Here is a 22,379-nt window from a genome sequence, read left to right as displayed (position 1 = left end):
GCTTTGACCGATGTGGAGGTCTTGCAGGCCTCTTTGGCGACCTGCAGTTTGAAACGCGCGTCGTATTTGTTCATGTATCCCTCGGGGTTGGATCTAGCGTCCAACTCCCGGGGGTCACTTCAGGACGGGTTTACGGCGTCCCCCGGCATCCCCACCCGCCCGGCCAAGCTCACCAATCCAACCGGGCGATCCGCGACCAACCCCACCCCCGCCACGAGGGGCTGCGCCGTTCGCTGAAAATCCATGTAACCGCTTACACGGAAACGGATTTTTGCCGTAACGGGTATCATGACCGGCTGACTTCACACAGGAGCCACCCGCTCATGCGCCGCAAGATCGTCGCCGGAAACTGGAAGCTGCATGGCAGCCGTCAATTCGCCAATGAACTGCTGGGGCAGGTCGCCGCCGGGCTGCCGCTGGAGGGGGTGGACGTGGTGATCCTGCCGCCGCTGCCCTACCTGGGCGAGCTGGTCGAGGACTTCGGCGAGACCGGCCTGGCCTTTGGCGCGCAGGACGTGAGCAGCAACGAGAAGGGCGCCTACACCGGCGAGGTCTGCGCCGCCATGCTGGTCGAGGTCGGCGCCCGCTATGGCCTGGTCGGCCATTCCGAGCGCCGCCAGTACCACCACGAAAGCAGCGAGCTGGTCGCACGCAAGTTCGCCGCCGCCCAGCACGCCGGCCTGGTGCCGGTGCTGTGCGTGGGCGAGACCCTGGAGCAGCGCGAGGCCGGGCAGACCGAAGCGGTCATCGCCGGCCAGCTGGCGCCGGTGCTGGAGCTGGTCGGCGCGGCCGGTTTCGCCAAGGCCGTGGTCGCCTACGAGCCGGTCTGGGCCATCGGTACCGGCCGTACCGCTACCAAGGAGCAGGCGCAGCAGGTGCACGCGTTCATCCGTGGCGAAGTCGCGCGTATCGATGCTAGAATCGCTGATTCACTGCCCATTGTTTACGGCGGTAGCGTGAAGCCCGACAATGCCGGGGAACTGTTCGCGCAGCCGGATGTCGATGGTGGGCTGGTCGGCGGCGCCTCCCTGGTGGCCGCGGACTTCCTGGCCATCGCACGGGCGGCGGCCGCGAACTAATCCTAGAAGTTTTGTCCGAGGGCGGTTTCCAATGCTGATGTTGATCCTCAATGTCGTCTACGTGCTGGTCGCTGTGGCCATGATCGCGCTGATCCTGATGCAGCGTGGCTCGGGTGCGGCGGCGGGTTCGGGCTTTGGTGCCGGTGCCTCGGGTACGGTGTTCGGTGCGCGCGGCGCCTCGAACTTCCTGTCCAAGTCGACCAAGTGGCTGGCTGTCGTGTTCTTCGGCATCAGCCTCTTCATGGCCTGGTATGCCGGTCATGGCAGCCGCCCGGCGGCCGACCAGGATCTGGGCCTGATGTCCGCACCGGCGGCAGTCGCTCCGGCGGCTCCGGCGGGCGAACTGCCGGCCGTTCCGAAGGCCGATGCGGTTCCGGCCGCCCCGGTTCCGGCCGCGAATGTGCCGGCTCAGGCGGAATCTTCGGTTTCTGGTGAAGAAAAGCCTTCGGAAGGCTCCCAGAAAGACTGAAGCCGGTTACAATACGCGGCGCATCGGGAAGATAGTCTGATGTGATCGTTTGCCCAGGTGGCGGAATTGGTAGACGCACTACCTTGAGGTGGTAGCGACGCAAGTCGTAGGGGTTCGAGTCCCCTCTTGGGCACCATTTGTAAGTAAAGCGGGTTCGTCTGGCGCGCAAGGCGCCAGGCAGATTCCCGTCCACTCCCCCATGCCAAAGCGCCTGCAGGCGCGGCGGCAGAGGCAAGAGAGAATCGCTGTGCTGGCCGAATATTTGCCGTCTCTGCTGTTTCTGATCGTTGCCACCGGTATCGGCATTACGCTGATGCTGGTTGGTCGATTCCTCGGTCCCCGCCGCCCCGATCTGGAAAAGCTGTCGCCGTACGAGTGCGGCTTCGAGGCCTTCGAAGACGCGCGCATGAAGTTCGACGTGCGCTATTACCTGATCGCGATCCAGTTCATCGTCTTCGACCTGGAAATCATCTTCATCGTGCCGTGGACCCAGGTCTTCATGGAGCTGGGTGCCCGTTCGCTCATCACCATGGGCCTGTTCGTCGGCATGCTGTTCCTCGGTTTCATTTACGTCTGGAAGAAGGGAGCGCTGGAATGGGAGTGATTCAGACTCTCGATGGCCTCATGAACAACCCCACGCCGGAAGGCCGGGTTGATGACATCCTGCGGCCGGAAGGCGACAACCCGCTGCTGGAAAAGGGCTTCGTCACCACCAGCGTCGATGCACTGCTGAACTGGGCGCGCACCGGCTCGATGTGGCCGATGACCTTCGGTCTGGCCTGCTGCGCGGTCGAAATGATGCACGCCGGCGCCGCGCGCCTGGACCTTGACCGCTACGGCGTGGTGTTCCGCCCGTCGCCGCGTCAGTCCGACGTGATGATCGTGGCCGGTACCCTGGTCAACAAGATGGCCCCGGCGCTGCGCAAGGTCTACGACCAGATGCCGGACCCGAAGTGGGTCATCTCGATGGGTAGCTGCGCCAATGGTGGCGGCTATTACCACTACTCCTATTCTGTGGTGCGCGGCTGTGATCGCGTGGTGCCGGTGGACGTCTACGTCCCGGGCTGCCCGCCGACCGCCGAGGCGCTGGTGTACGGGATCCTGCAGCTGCAGAAGAAGATCTGGCGTACACAGACCATCGCCCGCTGACCCCTTCACCTGACAAGAGCGCGCCAAGCCCCCATGGCAGAGCAAGCATCCTTCATCGACCGACTCTCCGCACGTTTCGCAGGTGCGAAGGTCATCGTGGTCGAACCCCGCGGCGAAGTGACGCTGGAAGTGCCTGCCGCCGAGTGGCACGCCACCGCCCTGGCGCTGCGTGACGAGTTTGGTTTCGAGCAGGCCGTGGATCTCTGCGGCGTCGACTACCTCGGTTATGGCTCCGACGAATGGGACACCGCCGACGTGTCCTCGCAGGGCTTCAGCCGTGGCGTCGAAGGCAAGGCCCAGGGCCGTTTCGCGTGGGGCGAGTTCCCCACCGAGGAAAACGGCGCCGACGGTGCCCGCCCGCAGCACATGCCGACCCAGCGTTTCGCCGTGGTCGCCCAGCTGCGTTCGTACCAGCACAACCTGATGATGCACCTGCGCTGCTTCGCCCCTGACGAAGCGCTGCCGGTGGTGTCCTCGCTGACCGGCATCTGGCCGGGCCTGAACTGGTTCGAGCGCGAAGCGTTCGACCTGTACGGCGTGATCTTCGAAGGCCACCCGGACCTGCGCCGGATCCTGACCGACTACGGTTTCGTCGGCCATCCGTTCCGCAAGGACTTCCCGCTGATCGGCAATGTCGAAGTCCGCTACGACGAAGAAAAGAAGCGCGTGATCTACGAACCGGTCACCTCGGTGGAGCCGCGTGTCGGCGTGCCGCGCGTGATCCGCGACGACGCCCGTCTGCAGACCGCAGAAGGTGAGCGCGCGCAGGAGGCAGTGAAGTGAGCCACGTACACCAGGCCGGCGAAGCCTTCGCCAGCAACGCCGCCGAAAGCCGGCAGGAAATCCGCAACTACACCATGAACTTCGGCCCGCAGCATCCGGCCGCGCACGGTGTGCTGCGCCTGATCCTGGAAATGGACGGCGAAACCATCATGCGCGCCGACCCGCACGTGGGTCTGCTGCACCGTGGTACCGAAAAGCTGGCCGAGTCCAAGCCGTTCAACCAGTCGATCGGCTACATGGATCGCCTGGATTACGTGTCGATGATGTGCAACGAGCACGCCTACGTGCGCGCGATCGAGACCCTGATGGGCATCGAAGCGCCGGAGCGTGCGCAGTACATCCGCACCATGTACGACGAAATCACCCGCATCCTCAACCACCTGATGTGGCTGGGCTCCAACGCGCTCGACCTGGGTGCGATGGCGGTGATGCTGTATGCCTTCCGCGAGCGCGAAGAGCTGATGGACTGCTATGAAGCGGTCTCCGGCGCGCGCATGCACGCGGCGTACTACCGTCCGGGCGGTGTCTACCGCGACCTGCCGGACCACATGCCGAAGTACAAGGAATCGCGCTGGCACAAGGGCAAGGCGCTGAAGCAGCTCAATGCTTCGCGCGAAGGCTCGCTGCTGGACTTCCTGGAGAACTTCACCGTCGAGTTCCCCAAGCGCATCGACGAATACGAAACCCTGCTGACCGACAACCGTATCTGGAAGCAGCGTACCGTCGGCATCGGCGTGGTCACTCCGGAACTGGCCCACCAGTGGGGCATGACCGGCGTGATGCTGCGTGGCTCGGGCATTGCCTGGGACCTTCGCAAGAAGCGTCCGTATGCCAAGTACGATGCCGTCGATTTCGACATCCCGCTGGGCAAGGAAGGCGACTGCTACGACCGCTACCTGGTCCGCGTTGCCGAAATGCGCGAGTCCAACCGCATCATCAAGCAGTGCGTGGCATGGCTGAAAGCCAACCCCGGCCCGGTGATGGTGAAGAACTTCAAGGTTGCTCCGCCCAGGCGCGAGGACATGAAGGACGACATGGAAGCGCTGATCCACCACTTCAAGCTGTTCAGCGAGGGCTACTGCGTGCCGGCCGGCGAGACCTACTCGGCGGTGGAAGCCCCGAAGGGCGAATTCGGCTGCTACCTGGTCTCCGATGGCGCCAACAAGCCGTTCCGCGTGCACCTGCGTGCGCCGGGCTTCGCCCACCTGTCCTCGATCGATTCGGTCGTGCGCGGCCACATGCTGGCCGACGTGGTGGCGATGATCGGTACCTACGACCTGGTGTTCGGCGAGGTTGACCGGTAATGCCGTCCGCCACGCCAACGCCCGCTGCAGGCAGCCGGCGCAAGCCGGCGCCGCAGTTTCTGGAATTTCACGTTATGCATTTCGCTGAGGTCGGCCGATGAAGGCGACAGGTAATTTCGAGGCGGCGCGCGACGTCGACCCGATGGTGGTGCTGAGCGACAAGACCCGCGCTCACATCGATCACTGGCTGTCCAAGTTCCCGCCGGACCGCAAGCGCTCTGCCGTGCTGCAGGGCCTGCATGCGGCCCAGGAGCAGAACGAGGGCTGGCTGACCGACGAACTGATCGCCGGCGTGGCCAAGTACCTGGACCTGCCGCCGGTGTGGGCCTACGAGGTCGCCAGCTTCTACTCGATGTTCGAGACCGAGAAGGTGGGCCGCAACAACGTGGCCATCTGCACCAACATCAGCTGCTGGCTCAATGGCGCCGAGGACATCGTCCGCCATTGCGAGAAGAAGCTGGGCATCAAGCACGGTGAATCGACCCCGGACGGCCGCGTCTACCTCAAGCGCGAGGAAGAGTGCCTGGCTGGTTGCGGTGGCGCGCCGATGATGGTCATCAACGGTCACTACCATGAGCGTCTGACCCTGGAAAAGGTCGACGAGCTGCTGGACGGGCTGGAGTAAGGGCATGGCACATCACCACGAATCCAAGGGTCCGGTCGGCCCCGCGCCGCTGCCGCACCAGGTGGTCTACACCACCCTGCATTACGACACCCCGTGGTCGTACGAAAGCTACCTGAAGACCGGTGGCTACGCCGCCCTGCGCAAGATCCTCGAAGAGAAGATCCCGCCGGAGCAGGTCATCGAGATGGTCAAGGCCTCGGGCCTACGTGGCCGCGGTGGCGCAGGCTTCCCGACCGGCCTGAAGTGGTCCTTCATGCCCAAGGGCAACATGCAGAAGTACATCCTCTGCAACTCGGACGAATCCGAGCCGGGCACCTGCAAGGATCGCGACATCCTGCGCTACAACCCGCATTCGGTGGTGGAAGGCATGGCGATCGCCTGCTACGCCACCGGTTCGACCGTGGGTTACAACTACCTGCGCGGTGAGTTCCACCACGAGCCGTTCGAGCACTTCGAGCAGGCCCTGGCCGACGCCTATGCAAATGGCTGGCTGGGCAAGAATGTGATGGGCTCGGGCGTGGACATCGACATCTACGGTGCGCTGGGCGCCGGCGCGTACATCTGCGGCGAAGAAACCGCGCTGATGGAATCGCTGGAAGGCAAGAAGGGCCAGCCGCGCTACAAGCCGCCGTTCCCGGCCAACTTCGGCCTGTACGGCAAGCCGTCGACGATCAACAACACCGAAACCTATGGTTCGGTGCCGGCGATCATCCGCAACGGTCCGGAGTGGTTCAAGGGCCTGAGCCTGACCGCCAACGGCGGTCCGAAGTGCTTCTCGGTGTCCGGCTGCGTGCAGAACGGCGGCAACTTCGAAGTGCCGCTGGGCACCAAGTTCCACGACCTGCTGGAAATGGCCGGTGGCCTGCGTCCGGGCCGTACCCTCAAGGGCGCGATCCCGGGCGGCGTGTCGATGCCGGTACTGACCGCGGCCGAGCTGCAGGATCTGCCGATGGACTACGACACCATCCGTGCGCTGGGCTCCGGCCTGGGTTCGGGTGCGATCGTGGTGCTCGACGACAGCGTCTGCTGCGTCAAGTTCGCCTGCCGCATCAGCCAGTTCTTCCACAAGGAATCGTGCGGCCAGTGCACCCCGTGCCGTGAAGGCACCGGCTGGATGCACCGCGTGCTGGAGCGCATCGTCGCCGGCAAGGCCACGATGGAAGACCTGCACCAGCTGAAGGCGGTGGCCGGCCAGATCGAAGGCCACACCATCTGTGCGTTCGGTGAAGCGGCTGCATGGCCCATCCAGGGCTTCCTGCGCCAGTTCTGGGACGAATTCGAGTACTACATCGTCAACGGTCATTCGATGGTTGACGGCAAGAAGGTGGAGGCAGCCGCCGCATGAGCGCGCAACCCGTAAACCCGAACGTGCCACCGGATCACGTGACCATCGAAATCGATGGCAAGTCGCTGGTCGTGCCCAAGGGTTCGATGATCATCCAGGCGGCCGACAAGGCCGGCATTTCGATTCCGCGCTTCTGCTACCACGAGAAGCTGCCGATCGCCGCCAACTGCCGCATGTGCCTGGTGGACGTGGAAAAGTCGCCGAAGCCGGCGCCGGCCTGTGCCACCCCGGTGATGGATGGCATGAAGGTCGCCACCCGCAGCGAGAAGGCACTGAAGTTCCAGCGCTCGGTGATGGAGTTCCTGCTCATCAACCACCCGCTGGACTGCCCGATCTGTGATCAGGGCGGCGAGTGCGAGCTGCAGGACGTGTCGCTGGGCTATGGCCGTTCGGTCAGCCGCTTCAACGAGCGCAAGCGCGTGGTGCCGGACGAGGACATGGGCCCGCTGGTCGCCACCGAGATGACCCGCTGCATCCAGTGCACCCGCTGCGTCCGCTTCACCGCCGACGTTGCCGGTACCTATGAACTGGGTGGCATGTACCGCGGTGAGAACCTGCAGATCGGTACCTTCGACGGCAAGCCGCTGACCACCGAGCTGTCCGGCAACGTCGTCGACGTCTGCCCGGTCGGCGCGCTGACCAACAAGGTGTTCCAGTTCCGCGCCCGCCCGTGGGAACTGACCGCGCGCGAATCGCTGGGCTACCACGACGCGATGGGGTCGAACCTGTTCCTGCACGTGCGTCGCGGCGAAGTGCTGCGCACCGTGCCGCGCGACAACGAAGCCGTGAACGAGTGCTGGCTGTCCGACCGTGACCGCTACTCGCACCAGGGCCTGTACAGCGAAGACCGTGCGGTCAAGCCGCTGCGCAAGGTCAATGGCGAGTGGAAGGAAGTGAGCTGGGCCGAAGGCCTGGCCGCGGCCGCCGAGATCCTCAAGGCCAACCAGGGCGACAACCTGGGCGTGCTGGTGCACCCGTCCACCTCGAACGAGGAAGGCGCGCTGCTGGCCCGCCTGGCCAAGGGCCTGGGCTCGAGCAACATCGACCACCGCATCAACAACCGCGATTTCTCCGACGCCGCAACCGCCGAAGTGTTCGGCCTGCCGCTCGCCGAGATCGAAGGCGCCGACCGCATCGTCGTTCTGGGCAGCAACATCCGCCACGAACTGCCGCTGCTACACGCCCGCCTGCGCAAGGCGCAGACCACCAACGGCGCGAAGATCCACGTCGTCAACCCGGTGGACTTCGACTTCGCCTTCAGCATCGCCGGCAAGCAGATCGTCGCGCCGTCGAAGTTCGTCGACGCGCTGGCCAACGCCGAGCTGCGTTCGGCAGTGCAGGGCGGCAACAACACCGTGCTGATCGTCGGTGGCATCGCCGAAAACCACCCGCAGGCTGCCGCGATCCGCGCCGCCGCGCGTGACTTCGCCGCTGCGACCGGTGCCAAGCTGTGCCGCATCCCGCAGGGTGCCAACGCCGTTGGCCTGACCCGCGCAGGCGTGCTGCCGGCCGGCAAGGACGTCGCCGCAATGCTGGCGCAGCCGCGCCAGGCCTACGTGGTGTACGGCCTGGAGCCGGGTCTGGACTTCGCCGACGCTCCCGCCGCGCGCAAGGCGCTGGTCGGCGCCAAGGTGGTGGCCTTCAGCCAGTTCGCCTGCGTCTCCACCCGCGACGTTGCCGACGTGATCCTGCCGATCGGTGCGCTGCCGGAAATCGACGCCACCCTGACCAACCTCGATGGTCGCGAGCAGTCGGCGCGTGCCGGCGGCAAGCTGCCGGGCGAGGCCCGTGAGGGCTGGCGTGTGCTGCGCGCCCTGGGCGGTGAGCTGGCGGTAGCCGGTTTCGACTTCACCGACCTGGCCGGCCTGCGCGCCAGCCTGGCCCCGGTGTCGGTCGCCGTTGCCGCCTCGGCACAGCCGGTGGTTGCCGGCGAAGGCCTGGAAGTGGCTTCGACCGCCGCGATCTACCGCACCGATGCGGTGGTCCGTCGCGCCCCGGCGCTGCAGTCGCATCCGCTCAACAACGCCCCGCGCATCGTGCTGAACGCTGAAGATGCCGCTCGCCTGCAGCTGCAGGAAGGGCAGATGGCCAAGGTCGGCACCGATGCCGGCAAGGCCACCCTGCCGGTGGTGATCGACGCCCGCGTCGCTGCGGGTTCGGTCTGGATTGAATCGGGCCACGGCGCGACCGCGCCGCTGGGTGCCGCTCGCGTAACGGTGGTGGCTGCATGAACGAATTGCTGTTGAACGCGGTCGATCCGCTGCACCAGTGGCTGCTTGGCCTTGGTGACATCGGCGCGCTGATCTGGATCATCCTGAAGATCCTGGTGATCACCGTTCCGGTGATCATCTCGGTGGCCTTCTACGTGGTCTGGGAACGCAAGCTGATCGGCTGGATGCACGTCCGCCACGGCCCGATGTACGTGGGCATGGGCATCTTCCAGGCCTTCGCCGACGTCTTCAAGCTGCTGTTCAAGGAAGTGGTCCAGCCGAGCAGCGCCAACAAGGCGATCTACCTGCTGGCCCCGCTGATCACCCTGGCTCCGGCCTTCGCGGCCTGGTCGGTGGTCCCCTTCGATTCGCAGATCGTGCTGTCCAACGCCAACGCCGGCCTGCTGTACCTGCTGGCGATGACCTCGCTGGGCATCTACGGCATCATCCTGGCCGGTTGGGCATCCAACTCGAAGTATGCGTTCCTGGGTGCGATGCGCGCCTCGGCGCAGATGATCAGCTACGAAATCGCCATGGGCTTCGCCCTGGTCGGCGTGATGATCGCGTCGGGCAGCCTGAACCTGAGCAACATCGTGATGGCGCAGGCCGGCAATTCCGGTTTCTTCGACTGGTTCCTGCTGCCGCTGTTCCCGCTGTTCGTCATCTACTGGGTGTCGGGCGTTGCCGAAACCAACCGCGCGCCGTTCGACGTGGTGGAAGGTGAATCGGAAATCGTCGCTGGCCACATGGTCGAGTACTCGGGCGGTGCGTTCGCGCTGTTCTTCCTGGCCGAATACGCCAACATGATCCTGATCAGCTTCCTGATCTCGATCTTCTTCCTCGGCGGCTGGCTGAGCCCCATCCAGGGCTGGGTCAACTTCGGCGACGTCTCGCCGCTGGTCGACTGGATCTGGAAGGGCGGTGCACCGTGGCTGTTCGTCAAGGTGTTCTTCTTCGCCAGTGCCTACATCTGGTTCCGTGCCAGCTTCCCGCGCTTCCGCTATGACCAGATCATGCGCCTGGGCTGGAAGGTCTTCATCCCGCTGGCCATTCTGTGGATCGCGGTTACCGCCGTCATGGTGTTCTTCGGCGTGATTCAAAAGGGCGTCTAAGTGATGAACAGGATTACCCATTACTTCAAGAGCCTGCTGCTGCTCGAACTGCTGGGCGGCCTTTGGCTGACGCTGAAGTACAGCTTCAAGCCCAAGTACACGATGATGTACCCGATGGAGAAGTTCCCGCAGTCGCCGCGCTTCCGTGGCCTGCACGCCCTGCGCCGTTACCCCAACGGTGAAGAGCGCTGCATCGCCTGCAAGCTGTGCGAAGCGGTGTGCCCTGCATTGGCCATCACCATCGACTCGGCCAAGCGCGAAGACGGCACCCGCCGTACCACGCGCTATGACATCGATCTGTTCAAGTGCATCTTCTGCGGCTTCTGCGAAGAAAGCTGCCCGGTGGACTCGATCGTCGAAACCCACATCCTCGAGTATCACTTCGAGAATCGTGGCGAAAACATCGTTACCAAGCCGCAGCTGCTGGCCCTGGGCGACCGTCTCGAGTCCGAGATCGCCGAGCGTCGCGCCGCCGATGCCGCTTACCGCTGAGGTCGAGAGATGGATTGGGTAAATATCGCTTTCTGGGTGTTCGCCATCGCGGCAACGGTTTCGGCCGGTGCGGTGATCAGCGTGCGCAACCCGGTTCACGCCGTGCTCTGCCTGGTGCTGACCTTCTTCTCCATTGCCTGCGTGTGGCTGCTGGTCGGCGCCGAGTTCCTCGGCGTGGCGCTGGTGCTGGTCTACGTCGGCGCGGTGATGGTGCTGTTCCTGTTCGTGGTGATGATGCTCGACATCGACCCCACCAAGCTGCGTGAGGGCTGGGTCCGCTACCTGCCGGTCGGTCTCATTGTTGCCGTGGCGATGCTGGTGCAGATGCTGATCCTGATCGGCGTGAAGGGCAGGGCGGTCAACCCGTTCCCGGCCGACAATGCCGCCGCGGTCGCTGCCGACAGCTCCAACGTCACCTGGCTGGCGCGTACGCTGTTCACCGAGTACCTGCTGCCGTTCGAGTTCGCCGCCGTCATCCTGACCGTGGCCGTGGTTGCCGCCGTGATGCTGACCTTGCGCCGCCGTACCGGCGTGAAGAGCCAGAACCCGGGTGAGCAGACCATGGTCAAGGCCGGCCAGCGCCTGCGCATGGTCAAGATGGGCGCCGAAGCGCCGGTCGTGCACAGCAACAGCAAGCCGGCCGCCGGCGAGGAGACCCAGCCGTGATTACCCTTGGCCACATCCTTGCGCTGGGCGCGGTGCTGTTTGCCATCAGCCTGGCCGGCATCTTCCTCAACCGGAAGAACGTCATCGTCCTGCTGATGTCGATCGAACTGATGCTGCTGTCGGTGAACATCAACTTCGTCGGCTTCTCGCGGCAGCTGGGCGATCCGTCCGGCCAGCTGTTCGTGTTCTTCATCCTGACCGTCGCCGCCGCGGAAGCCGCCATCGGCCTGGCGATCCTGGTGACCCTGTTCCGTACCCGCCGCACGATCAATGTCGGCGAAGTCGATTCGTTGAAGGGCTGATCCACAGATGGAAATCACTCTCTCCAAGAGTCTGTTGATCGCAGTGGTGCTTGCACCGCTGTTCGGCAGCATCATCGCCGGCCTGTTCGGTCGCCAGGTCAAGCGCTTCGGCGCGCAGACCATCACCATCCTCGGCGTCGCGGTTGCCTGCGGCCTGTCGATGTACACGCTCTACCAGCTGCTGTGGGGCGGTGCGCAGCCGTTCAACCAGAACATCTACACGTTCTTCGAAGTCGGCCAGTACTCGGCCCACGTCGGTTTCATGGTCGACAAGCTGACCGCGATGATGATGGTGGTGGTGACCTTCGTGTCGCTGCTGGTCCACATCTACACGATCGGCTACATGCAGGACGATCCGGGCTACCAGCGGTTCTTCAGCTACATCTCGCTGTTCACCTTCTCGATGCTCACCCTGGTGATGAGCAACAACTTCCTGCAGCTGTTCTTCGGCTGGGAAGCGGTGGGCCTGGTGTCGTACCTGCTGATCGGCTTCTGGTTCAAGCGCCCGACCGCGATCTTCGCCAACATGAAGGCGTTCCTGGTCAACCGCGTTGGTGACTTCGGCTTCCTGCTCGGTATCGCCGGCGTGCTGTGGGTGTTCGGCACCCTGGACTACTCGCAGGTGTTCTCGCAGGCCGGCATGCTGGCTGACCCGCGCGCCCAGCTGCAGATCTGGGACGGCACCCTGTTCGGCATGCAGCTGCTGAACGAGCCGGTGATCTGGTCGATCGCCACCGTCATCTGCATCTGCCTGTTCATCGGTGCCATGGGCAAGTCGGCCCAGGTCCCGCTGCACGTGTGGCTGCCGGACTCGATGGAAGGCCCGACCCCGATCTCGGCACTGATCCACGCCGCGACGATGGTGACCGCCGGTATCTTCATGGTCACCCGCATGTCGCCGCTGTTCGAGCTGTCGCAGACCGCGCTGAACTTCATCCTGTTCATCGGTGCCACCACCGCGTTCTTCACCGGCCTGATCGGCATCGTGCAGAACGACATCAAGCGCGTCGTCGCGTACTCCACGCTGTCGCAGCTGGGCTACATGACCGTTGCCTTGGGCGTGTCCGCCTACTCGGCCGCCGTGTTCCACCTGATGACCCACGCCTTCTTCAAGGCGCTGCTGTTCCTGGGTGCCGGCTCGGTCATCATCGCGATGCACCACGAGCAGGACATGCGCAAGATGGGCGGCCTGCGCAAGTACATGCCGATCACCTTCGTCACCATGTGGATCGGTACCCTGGCCCTGGTCGGTACGCCGTTCTTCTCCGGCTTCTACTCGAAGGACACCATCATCGAGGCGGCCGAGATCCACGCCCACATGCAGAACAGCTGGGTGGCCACCTATGGCTACTGGGCAGTGCTGGGTGGCGTGCTGGTGACCAGCTTCTACAGCTTCCGCCTGCTGTTCCTGACCTTCCATGGCAAGGAACGCTTCCGCGACGCGCATCATGACGATCATGGCCATGGCCATGATGATCACCACGCTGCCGACGCCCACCATGCTGATGCCCACCACGGCGATGCCCATGACGACCACGGCCATGGCCACGGTCCGCATGAGCCGCACGAAACCCCGTGGGTGGTGACCCTGCCGCTGATCCTGCTGGCCATCCCGTCGATCGCCATCGGTTTCTTCAGCATCGGTCCGATGCTGCACGGCACCGACTGGGCCGGCCACCATGCTCACGACGCAATCAAGGGCCAGGTCAACACGTTCTTCACCGGCATCGTCGATTTCTACGATCCGGCCAAGAACACCGTTGCCTTCCTGGGCGAAGAGTTCCACGGGCCGGTGGCGTTCGCGCTGCACGGCATGATGCTGCCGCCGTTCTGGCTGACCCTGGCGGGCTTCCTGCTGGCTGCGCTGTTCTACCTGTGGAAGCCGGACCTGTCGGGCAAGGCGCGCAAGACCTTCGCTCCGCTGGTGTCGGTGCTGGAAAACAAGTACGGCTTCGACAAGCTGTGGATCGATGGCTTTGCCGGTGGCAGCGTCAAGCTGGGCAAGGTCGCACGCTGGATCGACAGCAACATCGTCGACGGCGTGGTCAATCTTTCGGCACGTGTTGTGGACGTCGCAGCCGGCGTGCTGCGTCGTACCCAATCCGGTTTCCTCTATCACTACGCCTTCGCGATGATCATCGGCCTGATTGCCCTTCTGGGCGTGCTGATGCATTACCTGCGTTGATGACCTGTACGGAATAAGAAGACGTGTCGAACTGGCCTCTACTCAGTGTCCTCATCTGGCTGCCGATCATCGGTGGTGCCCTGATCCTTGCGATCCGTGATGCGCAGACCGCCCGCTGGGCGTCGCTGGGCGTAGCGGTACTGACGTTCGTGGCGAGCCTCTCGCTGCTGAGCGGCTACAACGCGGGCATCGACGGTCTGCAGTTCGTCGAGACCCATGCCTGGATCCCGGCGTACAAGATCGGCTACAACCTGGGCGTGGACGGCATCGCCGTGGCGCTGATCCTGCTGACCACCCTGGTCAGCGTGCTTGCCCTGATCGGCGCCTGGAGCGCCATCGACAAGCGCGTCAACCAGTACGTGGCCGCCTTCCTGATCCTGGAAGGCGTCACGGTCGGTATCTTCTCGGCCACGGACGCGATGCTGTTCTACGTGTTCTTCGAGGCGATGCTGATCCCGATGTTCCTGATCATCGGTGTCTGGGGCGGCCCGCGTCGCATCTACGCCGCGCTGAAGTTCTTCCTGTACACCTTCCTCGGCTCGGTGCTGATGCTGGTGGCGCTGATCTACCTGTACATGAAGGGGGGCAGCTTCCAGCTGGCCGACCTGTACGCGCTGCCGCTGTCGGCCAAGGAACAGACCTGGATCTTCTTCGCCTTCCTGATCGCCTTCGCGGTCAAGGTGCCGATGTTCCCGGTCCACACCTGGCTGCCGGATGCCCACGTGGAAGCGCCGACCGCCGGTTCGGTGATCCTGGCCGCCATCGCCCTGAAGATCGGTGGCTACGGCTTCCTGCGCTTCAACCTGCCGATCGTCCCGGACGCGTCGCAGGAATGGGCGTGGCTGGTGATCGCGCTGTCGCTGATCGCGGTGATCTACGTCGGCCTGGTCGCCCTGGTGCAGGACGACATGAAGAAGCTGATCGCCTATTCGTCGATCGCGCACATGGGCTTCGTCACCCTGGGCACCTTCATCGCCCTGTGGCTGGTGCGTGAAGCCGGCAACGCCGATGCTGCCCGCCTGGGCCTGCAGGGCGCCATGGTGCAGATGATCTCGCACGGCTTCGTGTCCGGTGCGATGTTCTCCAGCGTTGGCGTGCTGTACGACCGCATGCACAGCCGCCGCATCGCCGATTACGGCGGCGTGGTCAACGTGATGCCGTGGTTCGCCACCTTCGCCATGCTGTTCTTCATGGCCAATGCGGGCCTGCCGGGCACCAGCGGTTTCGTCGGCGAGTTCATGGTCATCCTGTCGGCCTTCCAGCGTAATCCGTGGATCGCACTGGGCGCGGCCACCACCCTGATCATCGGCGCCGCCTACACCCTGTGGCTGTACAAGCGCATCTTCTTCGGCGAAGTGGCCAACAGCCACGTGGCCGAACTGAAGGACATCAACGGCCGCGAATGGCTGGTGCTGGGCGTGTTCGCCATCGGCGTGCTGGCCCTGGGCATCTACCCCAAGCCGCTGACCGACCTGATGGAGCCCTCGATCGCGAAGCTGGCGATGCAGATCGCATCCAGCAAGCTGCTGTAATTCCAGGATTTGATGATGACCACCTCGCCGCTGCTGCCATTGACCGCCGCTGACCTGCCACCGCTCGCTCCCGAGCTGGTGCTGATCGGCAGCGCCTTCGCCCTGATGATCCTCGACCTGTTCGTCAGCAACCGGAACAAGATCGTCACCCACCTGTTCTCGCTCGCTGCGCTGGCCGTGGTGCTGTTCATGCTGGCCACCGGCGTGGGCGGGCAGGGCGAGGTCTTCCATGGCATGTTCGTGCGCGATACCGCCGCGGACGTGATGAAGACCGGGATCGTGCTGCTCAGCGGCCTGACCCTGGTCTACGGCTGGCGCTACCTGCGTGACCGCAACCTGTTCCAGGGCGAGATCCCGGTGCTGATCCTGTTCGGCACCGCCGGCATGATGATTCTGGTCTCGGCCGGCAGCCTGCTGATGGTCTACCTGGGCCTGGAACTGCTGGCGCTGTGCTCCTACGCACTGGTTGCCAGCAACCGTGAGAACGGTCTGGCCTCGGAAGCGGCGATGAAGTACATCGTGCTGGGTTCGCTGGCCTCGGGCCTGCTGCTGTACGGCATGTCGCTGATCTACGGCGCCACCGGCAGCCTGCACCTGGACGTCATCCGTGACGCCATCCCGCACTCGGAAGAGCGCGTGCTGCTGATCACCGGTGCGGTGTTCATGATCGCCGGCGTCGCCTTCAAGCTGGGCGCCGCACCGTTCCACATGTGGCTGCCGGACGTGTACCAGGGTGCCCCGGCACCGATCGCACTGTTCATCAGCTCGGCGCCGAAGCTGGCCGCCTTTGGCATGGCCTACCGCCTGCTGGAAATGGGCGTGGGTCCGCTGTCGACCGAACTGCAGCTGCTGATCGCCGGCCTGGCCGCGGTCTCGCTGGTCATCGGCAACCTGATGGCCATCGCGCAGAGCAACCTCAAGCGCATGCTGGCGTTCTCCACCGTCTCGCACATCGGCTTCCTGCTGATGGGCATCGCCGGTGGTGGCGCGCAGGGCTATGCCGCCGCGCTGTTCTACGCACTGGCCTACGCCATCATGTCCACCGCCGCCTTCGGCGCGATCATCGCGCTGTCGCGTGCCGGTTTCGAAGCCGAGAACATCGAGGACTTCAAGGGCCTCAATGCCCGCAACCCGTGGATGGCCGGCCTGGTGCTGTGCATCATGGCGTCGCTGGCCGGCATTCCGCCGTTCCTGGGCTTCTGGACCAAGCTGGCGGTGCTGGGCGCGGCCGTCAACGGGGGCCTGCTGTGGCTGGCCATCCTCGGCGTGCTGTGTGCCGTGGTCGGCTGCTTCTACTACCTGCGCGTCATCAAGGTCATGTACTTCGATGAGCCGGTGGGCGAGGCCATGCCGCGCAGCAACGACCGCGTGCTGGGCCTGGTGCTGGGCGTGAACGCGCTGGCGCTGCTGGCGCTGGGCCTGGCATGGAACCCGATCATGGTCTGGTGCCAGCAGGCATTTGCGCATCTTGCATAAAAGTTGACACAAAGCTGCGCGATTCGTGTAATATGCGCAGCCTGAGTTGTCACTGCAGCGGTTCAGCCAGAACATCGTTGCGGTAGCCCTCCTCGAAAAGAGAGCAGGGCAGCAGTTCAAACACTTCCGGTGCGGGGTGGAGCAGTCTGGCAGCTCGTCGGGCTCATAACCCGAAGGTCGCAGGTTCAAATCCTGCCCCCGCTACCAACTTCAGATCGGCGCCAACCGGTTTGATGAATGAGGGAAAGCTTGCATTTTTTGGAGCCAACGCTCATAATTCCGCTTCTGATGCGGGGTGGAGCAGTCTGGCAGCTCGTCGGGCTCATAACCCGAAGGTCGCAGGTTCAAATCCTGCCCCCGCTACCAAGTAAAGAGATCGCCTTCGAAGTCCTGCTTCGAAGGCGTTTTTCTTTGGGGGCTGCGTCGTTTCTGTGTGATTGGGGTCAGATCCCTTTTCCCGTGGGAAAAGGATCTGACCCCGGGTCCGCACCTTGCACCAGCGCGGTGCAGTCGCTATCATCAGCGGCCTAGCAATACCCCTGAAGGCGGCCTCCCGGCGGGAGTCCGGACCCGGAAGGAGGGCCGCAACCGGCAGGCACTGCAGGTTGCAACCGGAATCCAGTCACCGGAGTCTTTCCGGAAAAGGGGCCCAGCGGGCCCTTTGTCGTTTCCGGGGCGTCATGTTTCCATGCCGGCCAAGGCCGGCACCCAACCAAGAGATCAAGGCAGGCTGTGAGCGACAAGGCAACCGACATCGCGAATCTGCTCGCCCCGACCGTTGTGTCGCTGGGCCTGGAGCTGCTGGGCGTTGAGTATCTGCCGGCCCCCGGCGGTGCGACCCTGCGCCTTTACATCGACGTGCCGCTGGCTGAACAGCCCGAGCGCATCATCAATGTCGACGACTGCGAGCGGGTCAGCCGCGAAGTGTCGGCGCAGCTGGACGTCGAAGACCCGATCAGCGGCAATTACACGCTGGAAGTGTCCTCGCCGGGCGTGGATCGCCCGCTGTTCAACCTGGAGCAGTTCGCTCGCCACCAGGGTGAATCGGCCAAGGTCACGCTGAAGCTGCCGCAGGACAACCGTCGTCGCCTGCAGGGCCGTATCGAGGCAACCGACGAGGCCGCAGGCACCATCACCTTCATCGTCGACAAGACCGAAGTGGTGGTGTCGGCCGACAACATCGACAAGGCACGGATCATGCCCGACTGGGTGGCGCTGGGGCTGGCCCCGAGCAAGCCGACCGGTCCGGCGCCGAAGCGTCCGAAGCCGAACACGAATTCTTCTTCCAACGAGCCGGCGGCAAAGAAGCCGCGCGCGGAGTGAGCCAATGAGCAAGGAACTGTTGCTGGTAGTCGACGCGGTCGCCAACGAGAAGGGCGTGCCGCGTGAAGTGATCTTCGATGCCATCGAGGCCGCCCTGGCCTCGGCAGCGAAGAAGCGCTATCCCGACGAGGAAGTGCTGACCCGCGTGGTCATCGACCACAAGGATGGCAGCTACGAAACCTTCCGCCGCTGGGAAGTGGTGGCCGACGACGTGGTCATGGAATCGCCGGACCGCCAGATCCGCCTGATGGACGCCGTCGACGAAGCCGAAGGCGTGGACGTCGGCGACTACATCGAAGAGCAGATCGAGAACCCGGACTTCGGCCGCATCGCCGCCCAGGCCGCCAAGCAGGTCATCGTCCAGCGCGTGCGCGAAGCCGAGCGCCAGCAGGTCGTGGATGCGTGGAAGGATCGCGTCGGCGAACTGATCACCGGTGTGGTCAAGCGCGCCGAGCGCGGCAACATCTATGTCGACCTCGGTGGCAATGCCGAAGGCTTCATTCCGAAGGACAAGGGCATTCCGCGCGACGTGCTGCGCGCCGGTGACCGCGTGCGCGGCTACCTGGCCGAAGTCCGTTCGGAACCCCGTGGCCCGCAGCTGTTCATCAGCCGCGCCGCCCCGGAATTCATGATCGAGCTGTTCAAGCTGGAAGTGCCGGAAGTCGGCCAGGGCCTGGTGGAAATCAAGGCCTGCGCACGTGATCCGGGTGACCGCGCCAAGATCGCCGTGCTCGCCCACGACCAGCGCACCGATCCGATCGGTGCCTGCATCGGCATGCGCGGTTCGCGCGTGCAGGCCGTGTCCAACGAGCTCAATGGCGAGCGCGTGGACATCGTGCTGTGGAACGACAACCCGGCCAACTTCGTCATCAACGCGATGGCGCCGGCCGAAGTGCAGTCGATCATCGTCGATGAAGACAAGCACTCGATGGACCTGGCCGTTGCCGAAGACCGCCTGGCCCAGGCGATCGGCAAGGGCGGCCAGAACGTGCGCCTGGCCAGCCGCCTGACCGGCTGGCAGCTCAACGTGATGACCCAGGACCAGGTCACCGCCAAGTCGGAGGCCGAGCAGGCTTCGGCCCGCCAGCTGTTCATGGACAAGCTGGAAGTGGACGAGGAAATCGCCGGCATCCTGGTCAGCGAAGGCTTCGGCACCGTCGAGGAAATCGCGTATGTCCCGGTCGGCGAACTGCTGGCCGTGGAAGGTTTCGACGAAGACATCGTCGAAGAGCTGCGCGCTCGTGCCCGCGATGCGCTGCTCAATGAGGCCCTGGCAGTCGAAGAAGGCCTTGAAGACGGCCAGCCGGCGCAGGACCTGCTGTCCCTGAAGGGCATGGACGAAGCCACCGCATATGCGCTGGCCGGCCACGGCGTGCGTACCAGCGAGGACCTGTCCGACCTGGCCGCCGACGAGGTCATGGACTTCGGCATCGAAGGACTGGATCAGGCGCGCGCCGCTGCGCTGATCCTGGCCGCCCGTGCCGAAGAGATCGCCCGACTGGAACGCGGCGAATGAGCCGGCAATGAACAGGGCCCTGAGCCGCTCAGGGCGTAGAATCCGCGCCGCCTCCAGATGCGGGGGGGCGCCCACAAGATCATAGGATCCGAATGTCGCAGCAAACCACCATCCGCAAGCTTGCCGAACTGGTCAACACGCCGGTCGAAAAACTGCTGGAACAGCTGGCCGGTGCCGGCATGAAGTTCAGCGGTCCCGACCAGGTCGTGACCAGCTCCGAGAAGGTGAAGCTCCTGGGCTTCCTTCGTCGTTCGCACGGCAAGCCCGAGCAGGCCCCGGAAGAGAGCGATCAGTCTGCAAAGAAGATCACGCTCAACCGCCGGAAGCAGCAGGAAGTGACGGTCAATTCCGGTCGCAGCAAGACGACCGTGAATGTCGAGGTGCGCCAGAAGCGCACCTACGTCAAGGATGGTGCGCGCGCCATGACGCCGGACGAAGAGCGCGCCGACATCCTGCGCAAGCTGGAAGAGTCGCGCGCCCGCAACCTCGCCGAACAGCAGGCCCTGGCCGAGAAGGATCGTCTGCGCGACGAAGCCATCGTCCGTGCCCGTGAGGAAGAGATTGCGGCCAAGGAACGCGCAGAGGCCGAGAAGAAGGCTGCCGAGGAAGCTGCGGCCGCCGCCAAGGCTGCCGAGGCACTGGCTGCCACCAAGCCCAAGCGCGCTCCGATCGATGAAACCGCGCCGCGTCCGCCGCGCACGCCGGCCGCCGCTCCGGCTGCGCCGCGCAGTGCGCCGCCGCCGCCGCGCAACGACGACCGCAACAACCGCAGCGCGCCGCGCAACGAGCGTGGCCCGGGCGACCGTTTCGCCGGCCAGATGCACCTGTCGGCTGCCGACCGTGCGCGTCGTGGCAACAGCAACAACAGCAACACCCGTGGTCGGCCGGGTGGCCGTAACCAGGCCGGTGGCCGTCGCGACATGTCGCGCGGTGGCAACAATGCCGGCCCGCACGCCTTCGAGCGTCCGACCGCGCCGGTGGTGCGTGAAGTGGCGATCGGCGACACGATCACCGTGGCCGACCTGGCGCAGAAGCTCGCGCTGAAGGGCGGCGAGGTGGTCAAGGCGCTGTTCAAGATGGGCGTGATGGCCACCATCACCCAGTCCATCGACCACGACACCGCCGCGCTGGTGACCGAAGAACTCGGCCACAAGGCCATCCGTGCCAACGACAACGACGCCGAAGACGCACTGCTGGCCTCGACCGGTGAAAACCAGGGCGAAGCCACCCAGCGTCCGCCGGTGGTCACCATCATGGGCCACGTCGATCACGGCAAGACCTCGCTGCTGGATTACATCCGCCGCACCAAGGTCGCCACCGGCGAAGCCGGCGGCATCACCCAGCACATCGGTGCCTACCACGTGGATACGCCGAAGGGCGTGATCAGCTTCCTGGATACCCCGGGCCATGCTGCCTTCACCTCGATGCGTGCCCGCGGCGCCAAGCTGACCGATATCGTGGTGCTGGTCGTGGCCGCCGATGACGGCGTCATGCCGCAGACCAAGGAAGCGATCCAGCACGCCCGTTCGGCGGGTGTGCCGCTGATCGTGGCGATCAACAAGATCGACAAGTCCGACGCCGACCCGATGCGGGTCAAGAACGAACTGCTGTCCGAGCAGGTCGTGGCCGAAGATTTCGGTGGTGATACCCAGATGGTGGAGATCTCGGCCAAGACCGGCCTGGGCATCGACGATCTGCTGGACGCCATCTCGATCCAGGCCGAACTGCTGGAACTGAAGGCCGTCGACGAAGGCCGCGCCTCGGGCGTGGTGATCGAATCGTCGCTGGACAAGGGCCGCGGCCCGGTCGCTACCGTGCTGGTGCAGCAGGGCCGCCTGAAGAAGGGCGACTACCTGGTGTGCGGCATCCAGTACGGCCGCGTGCGTGCGCTGTTCGACGAAACCGGCAAGCAGCCGGAATTCGCCGGCCCGTCCATCCCGGTGCAGGTCCTGGGCCTGTCCGGCGTGCCGGAAGCCGGTGACGACTTCGTGGTCGTTGAGGACGAGCGTCTGGCCAAGGACGTTGCCCAGCAGCGTGAGACCAAGCGCCGTGAATCGCGCCTGGTCGCCACCGCCGGCAGCCGCATGGAAGACATCATGGCGACCCTGGGCAAGGGCGAGGGCCAGCAGGTCCTCAACCTGGTCATCAAGGCCGACGTGCAGGGTTCGGTGCAGGCCCTCAGCCAGGCGCTGGTGGCGCTGTCCAACGAAGACATCCGCATCAACGTGATCCACTCCGGCGTGGGCGGCATCACCGAATCGGACGCCAACTCGGCGGCCGCTTCGAAGGCCACCGTCATCGGCTTCAACGTGCGTGCGGACGCTTCGGCCCGTCGCATCATCGAATCCAACGGCGTCGATCTGCGTTACTTCTCGATCATCTATGACGTGATCGATCAGGTGAAACAGGTGGCTTCCGGTCTGCTGGGCGTGGAGATCCGCGAAGAGATCATCGGTATCGCCGAGGTCCGCGACGTCTTCCGCAGCTCCAAGCTGGGCGCCGTGGCCGGCTCGATGGTCATCGAGGGCGTGGTCAAGCGCAACAAGCCGATCCGCGTGCTGCGCGACAGCGTGGTGATCTTCGAGGGCGAGCTGGAATCGCTGCGTCGCTTCAAGGAGAACGTCGAGGAAGTCCGCAACGGTACCGAGTGCGGTATCGCGGTGAAGGCCTACAACGACGTCAAGCCGGGTGACCAGATCGAGTGCTTCGAGCGTATCGAAGTGCCGCGCACCCTGTAATGTGATGTGGCCCGACCAACGGTCGGGCCCTACCATGATGTAGAACCCGACCAACGGTCGGGTACCATGTAGT

19 protein-coding genes and 3 tRNA genes are annotated in these 22,379 nt (G+C 64.6%); all 22 read left to right on the top strand.

Going from position 1 to position 22,379, the window contains the following annotated elements; translation table 11 throughout:
* Positions 1–323: 323 nt before the first annotated feature.
* Complete coding sequence (tpiA, locus tag ACMZ91_RS18200; RefSeq protein WP_032128643.1) at positions 324–1,079, top strand: triose-phosphate isomerase; 756 nt, start codon at positions 324–326, stop codon at positions 1,077–1,079.
* A gap of 31 nt (positions 1,080–1,110) precedes the next feature.
* A complete protein-coding gene (secG, locus tag ACMZ91_RS18195) occupies positions 1,111–1,548 on the top strand; it encodes a preprotein translocase subunit SecG (protein WP_010486424.1) in 438 nt (145 codons plus the stop codon).
* A 51-nt stretch (positions 1,549–1,599) separates the two neighbouring features.
* A tRNA-Leu gene (locus ACMZ91_RS18190) sits at positions 1,600–1,684 on the top strand.
* Positions 1,685–1,795: 111 nt separating this feature from the next.
* Positions 1,796–2,152, top strand: a complete 357-nt coding sequence (locus ACMZ91_RS18185; protein ID WP_008265012.1) for an NADH-quinone oxidoreductase subunit A — start codon at positions 1,796–1,798, stop codon at positions 2,150–2,152.
* A complete protein-coding gene (locus tag ACMZ91_RS18180) occupies positions 2,143–2,697 on the top strand; it encodes a NuoB/complex I 20 kDa subunit family protein (RefSeq protein WP_005410463.1) in 555 nt (184 codons plus the stop codon). Before ACMZ91_RS18185 ends, ACMZ91_RS18180 begins: the two co-directional genes overlap by 10 nt.
* Positions 2,698–2,730: 33 nt before the next feature.
* Positions 2,731–3,480, top strand: a complete 750-nt coding sequence (locus ACMZ91_RS18175; protein WP_005410462.1) for an NADH-quinone oxidoreductase subunit C — start codon at positions 2,731–2,733, stop codon at positions 3,478–3,480.
* Positions 3,477–4,784 (top strand): NADH-quinone oxidoreductase subunit D, encoded by a 1,308-nt coding sequence (locus ACMZ91_RS18170; protein WP_005417935.1) that lies wholly within the window; start codon positions 3,477–3,479, stop codon positions 4,782–4,784. Before ACMZ91_RS18175 ends, ACMZ91_RS18170 begins: the two co-directional genes overlap by 4 nt.
* 97 nt (positions 4,785–4,881) lie before the next feature.
* Positions 4,882–5,409 (top strand): NADH-quinone oxidoreductase subunit NuoE, encoded by a 528-nt coding sequence (nuoE, locus tag ACMZ91_RS18165; RefSeq protein WP_006381132.1) that lies wholly within the window; start codon positions 4,882–4,884, stop codon positions 5,407–5,409.
* A 4-nt stretch (positions 5,410–5,413) separates the two neighbouring features.
* Positions 5,414–6,754 carry an NADH-quinone oxidoreductase subunit NuoF gene (gene nuoF / locus ACMZ91_RS18160; RefSeq protein WP_006381131.1) on the top strand — a complete coding sequence of 447 codons (1,341 nt, stop codon included), beginning with the start codon at positions 5,414–5,416 and terminating at the stop codon, positions 6,752–6,754.
* Positions 6,751–8,985 (top strand): NADH-quinone oxidoreductase subunit NuoG, encoded by a 2,235-nt coding sequence (gene nuoG / locus ACMZ91_RS18155; RefSeq protein ID WP_006381130.1) that lies wholly within the window; start codon positions 6,751–6,753, stop codon positions 8,983–8,985. The genes nuoF and nuoG overlap by 4 nt, the downstream gene beginning before the upstream one ends.
* Complete coding sequence (gene nuoH / locus ACMZ91_RS18150; protein WP_006381129.1) at positions 8,982–10,076, top strand: NADH-quinone oxidoreductase subunit NuoH; 1,095 nt, start codon at positions 8,982–8,984, stop codon at positions 10,074–10,076. Before nuoG ends, nuoH begins: the two co-directional genes overlap by 4 nt.
* A gap of 3 nt (positions 10,077–10,079) precedes the next feature.
* Positions 10,080–10,568: an NADH-quinone oxidoreductase subunit NuoI gene (nuoI, locus tag ACMZ91_RS18145; protein WP_006381128.1), complete on the top strand. Its 489-nt coding sequence runs from the start codon at positions 10,080–10,082 to the stop codon at positions 10,566–10,568.
* A 9-nt stretch (positions 10,569–10,577) separates the two neighbouring features.
* A complete protein-coding gene (locus ACMZ91_RS18140; RefSeq protein ID WP_032128645.1) occupies positions 10,578–11,234 on the top strand; it encodes an NADH-quinone oxidoreductase subunit J in 657 nt (218 codons plus the stop codon).
* Complete coding sequence (nuoK, locus tag ACMZ91_RS18135; protein ID WP_005417921.1) at positions 11,231–11,536, top strand: NADH-quinone oxidoreductase subunit NuoK; 306 nt, start codon at positions 11,231–11,233, stop codon at positions 11,534–11,536. The genes ACMZ91_RS18140 and nuoK overlap by 4 nt, the downstream gene beginning before the upstream one ends.
* Positions 11,537–11,543: 7 nt before the next feature.
* Positions 11,544–13,721 carry an NADH-quinone oxidoreductase subunit L gene (nuoL, locus tag ACMZ91_RS18130; RefSeq protein WP_414578428.1) on the top strand — a complete coding sequence of 726 codons (2,178 nt, stop codon included), beginning with the start codon at positions 11,544–11,546 and terminating at the stop codon, positions 13,719–13,721.
* 23 nt (positions 13,722–13,744) lie between these two features.
* Complete coding sequence (locus ACMZ91_RS18125; protein ID WP_414578426.1) at positions 13,745–15,253, top strand: NADH-quinone oxidoreductase subunit M; 1,509 nt, start codon at positions 13,745–13,747, stop codon at positions 15,251–15,253.
* A gap of 15 nt (positions 15,254–15,268) precedes the next feature.
* Entirely contained in the window at positions 15,269–16,729 is a 1,461-nt protein-coding gene (nuoN, locus tag ACMZ91_RS18120) for an NADH-quinone oxidoreductase subunit NuoN (protein ID WP_005410451.1), read from the top strand.
* 130 nt (positions 16,730–16,859) lie between these two features.
* A tRNA-Met gene (locus tag ACMZ91_RS18115) sits at positions 16,860–16,936 on the top strand.
* A gap of 82 nt (positions 16,937–17,018) precedes the next feature.
* Positions 17,019–17,095 (top strand) — tRNA-Met (locus tag ACMZ91_RS18110).
* Between the two features lie 366 nt (positions 17,096–17,461).
* The gene (gene rimP / locus ACMZ91_RS18105) at positions 17,462–18,052 is read left to right on the top strand and encodes a ribosome maturation factor RimP (protein ID WP_005410450.1); all 591 of its coding nucleotides are present in this window, start codon (positions 17,462–17,464) and stop codon (positions 18,050–18,052) included.
* Between the two features lie 4 nt (positions 18,053–18,056).
* Positions 18,057–19,568, top strand: coding sequence for a transcription termination factor NusA (nusA, locus tag ACMZ91_RS18100; protein ID WP_005410449.1), 1,512 nt, complete (start codon positions 18,057–18,059; stop codon positions 19,566–19,568).
* Positions 19,569–19,660: 92 nt separating this feature from the next.
* A complete protein-coding gene (gene infB, locus ACMZ91_RS18095; RefSeq protein ID WP_414578023.1) occupies positions 19,661–22,306 on the top strand; it encodes a translation initiation factor IF-2 in 2,646 nt (881 codons plus the stop codon).
* Positions 22,307–22,379 lie beyond the last annotated feature (73 nt).

It is taken from the genome of Stenotrophomonas sp. FR024 (assembly GCF_047500745.2).
GTDB lineage: Bacteria > Pseudomonadota > Gammaproteobacteria > Xanthomonadales > Xanthomonadaceae > Stenotrophomonas > Stenotrophomonas maltophilia_A.
The sequence above is the reverse complement of the archived record's forward strand: the minus strand, read 5'-3'. Positions and strand labels throughout refer to the sequence as shown.

Excerpts from the sequence above, each read along its gene's own strand:
- tpiA (WP_032128643.1), top strand. The coding sequence starts at position 324 with ATGCGCCGCAAGATCGTCGCCGGAAACTGGAAGCTGCATGGCAGCCGT.
- secG (WP_010486424.1), top strand. The coding sequence starts at position 1,111 with ATGCTGATGTTGATCCTCAATGTCGTCTACGTGCTGGTCGCTGTGGCC.
- ACMZ91_RS18180 (WP_005410463.1), top strand. The coding sequence starts at position 2,143 with ATGGGAGTGATTCAGACTCTCGATGGCCTCATGAACAACCCCACGCCG.
- ACMZ91_RS18175 (WP_005410462.1), top strand. The coding sequence starts at position 2,731 with ATGGCAGAGCAAGCATCCTTCATCGACCGACTCTCCGCACGTTTCGCA.
- nuoE (WP_006381132.1), top strand. The coding sequence starts at position 4,882 with ATGAAGGCGACAGGTAATTTCGAGGCGGCGCGCGACGTCGACCCGATG.
- nuoF (WP_006381131.1), top strand. The coding sequence starts at position 5,414 with ATGGCACATCACCACGAATCCAAGGGTCCGGTCGGCCCCGCGCCGCTG.
- nuoG (WP_006381130.1), top strand. The coding sequence starts at position 6,751 with ATGAGCGCGCAACCCGTAAACCCGAACGTGCCACCGGATCACGTGACC.
- nuoH (WP_006381129.1), top strand. The coding sequence starts at position 8,982 with ATGAACGAATTGCTGTTGAACGCGGTCGATCCGCTGCACCAGTGGCTG.
- nuoI (WP_006381128.1), top strand. The coding sequence starts at position 10,080 with ATGAACAGGATTACCCATTACTTCAAGAGCCTGCTGCTGCTCGAACTG.
- ACMZ91_RS18140 (WP_032128645.1), top strand. The coding sequence starts at position 10,578 with ATGGATTGGGTAAATATCGCTTTCTGGGTGTTCGCCATCGCGGCAACG.
- nuoL (WP_414578428.1), top strand. The coding sequence starts at position 11,544 with ATGGAAATCACTCTCTCCAAGAGTCTGTTGATCGCAGTGGTGCTTGCA.
- nuoN (WP_005410451.1), top strand. The coding sequence starts at position 15,269 with ATGACCACCTCGCCGCTGCTGCCATTGACCGCCGCTGACCTGCCACCG.
- nusA (WP_005410449.1), top strand. The coding sequence starts at position 18,057 with ATGAGCAAGGAACTGTTGCTGGTAGTCGACGCGGTCGCCAACGAGAAG.
- infB (WP_414578023.1), top strand. The coding sequence starts at position 19,661 with ATGTCGCAGCAAACCACCATCCGCAAGCTTGCCGAACTGGTCAACACG.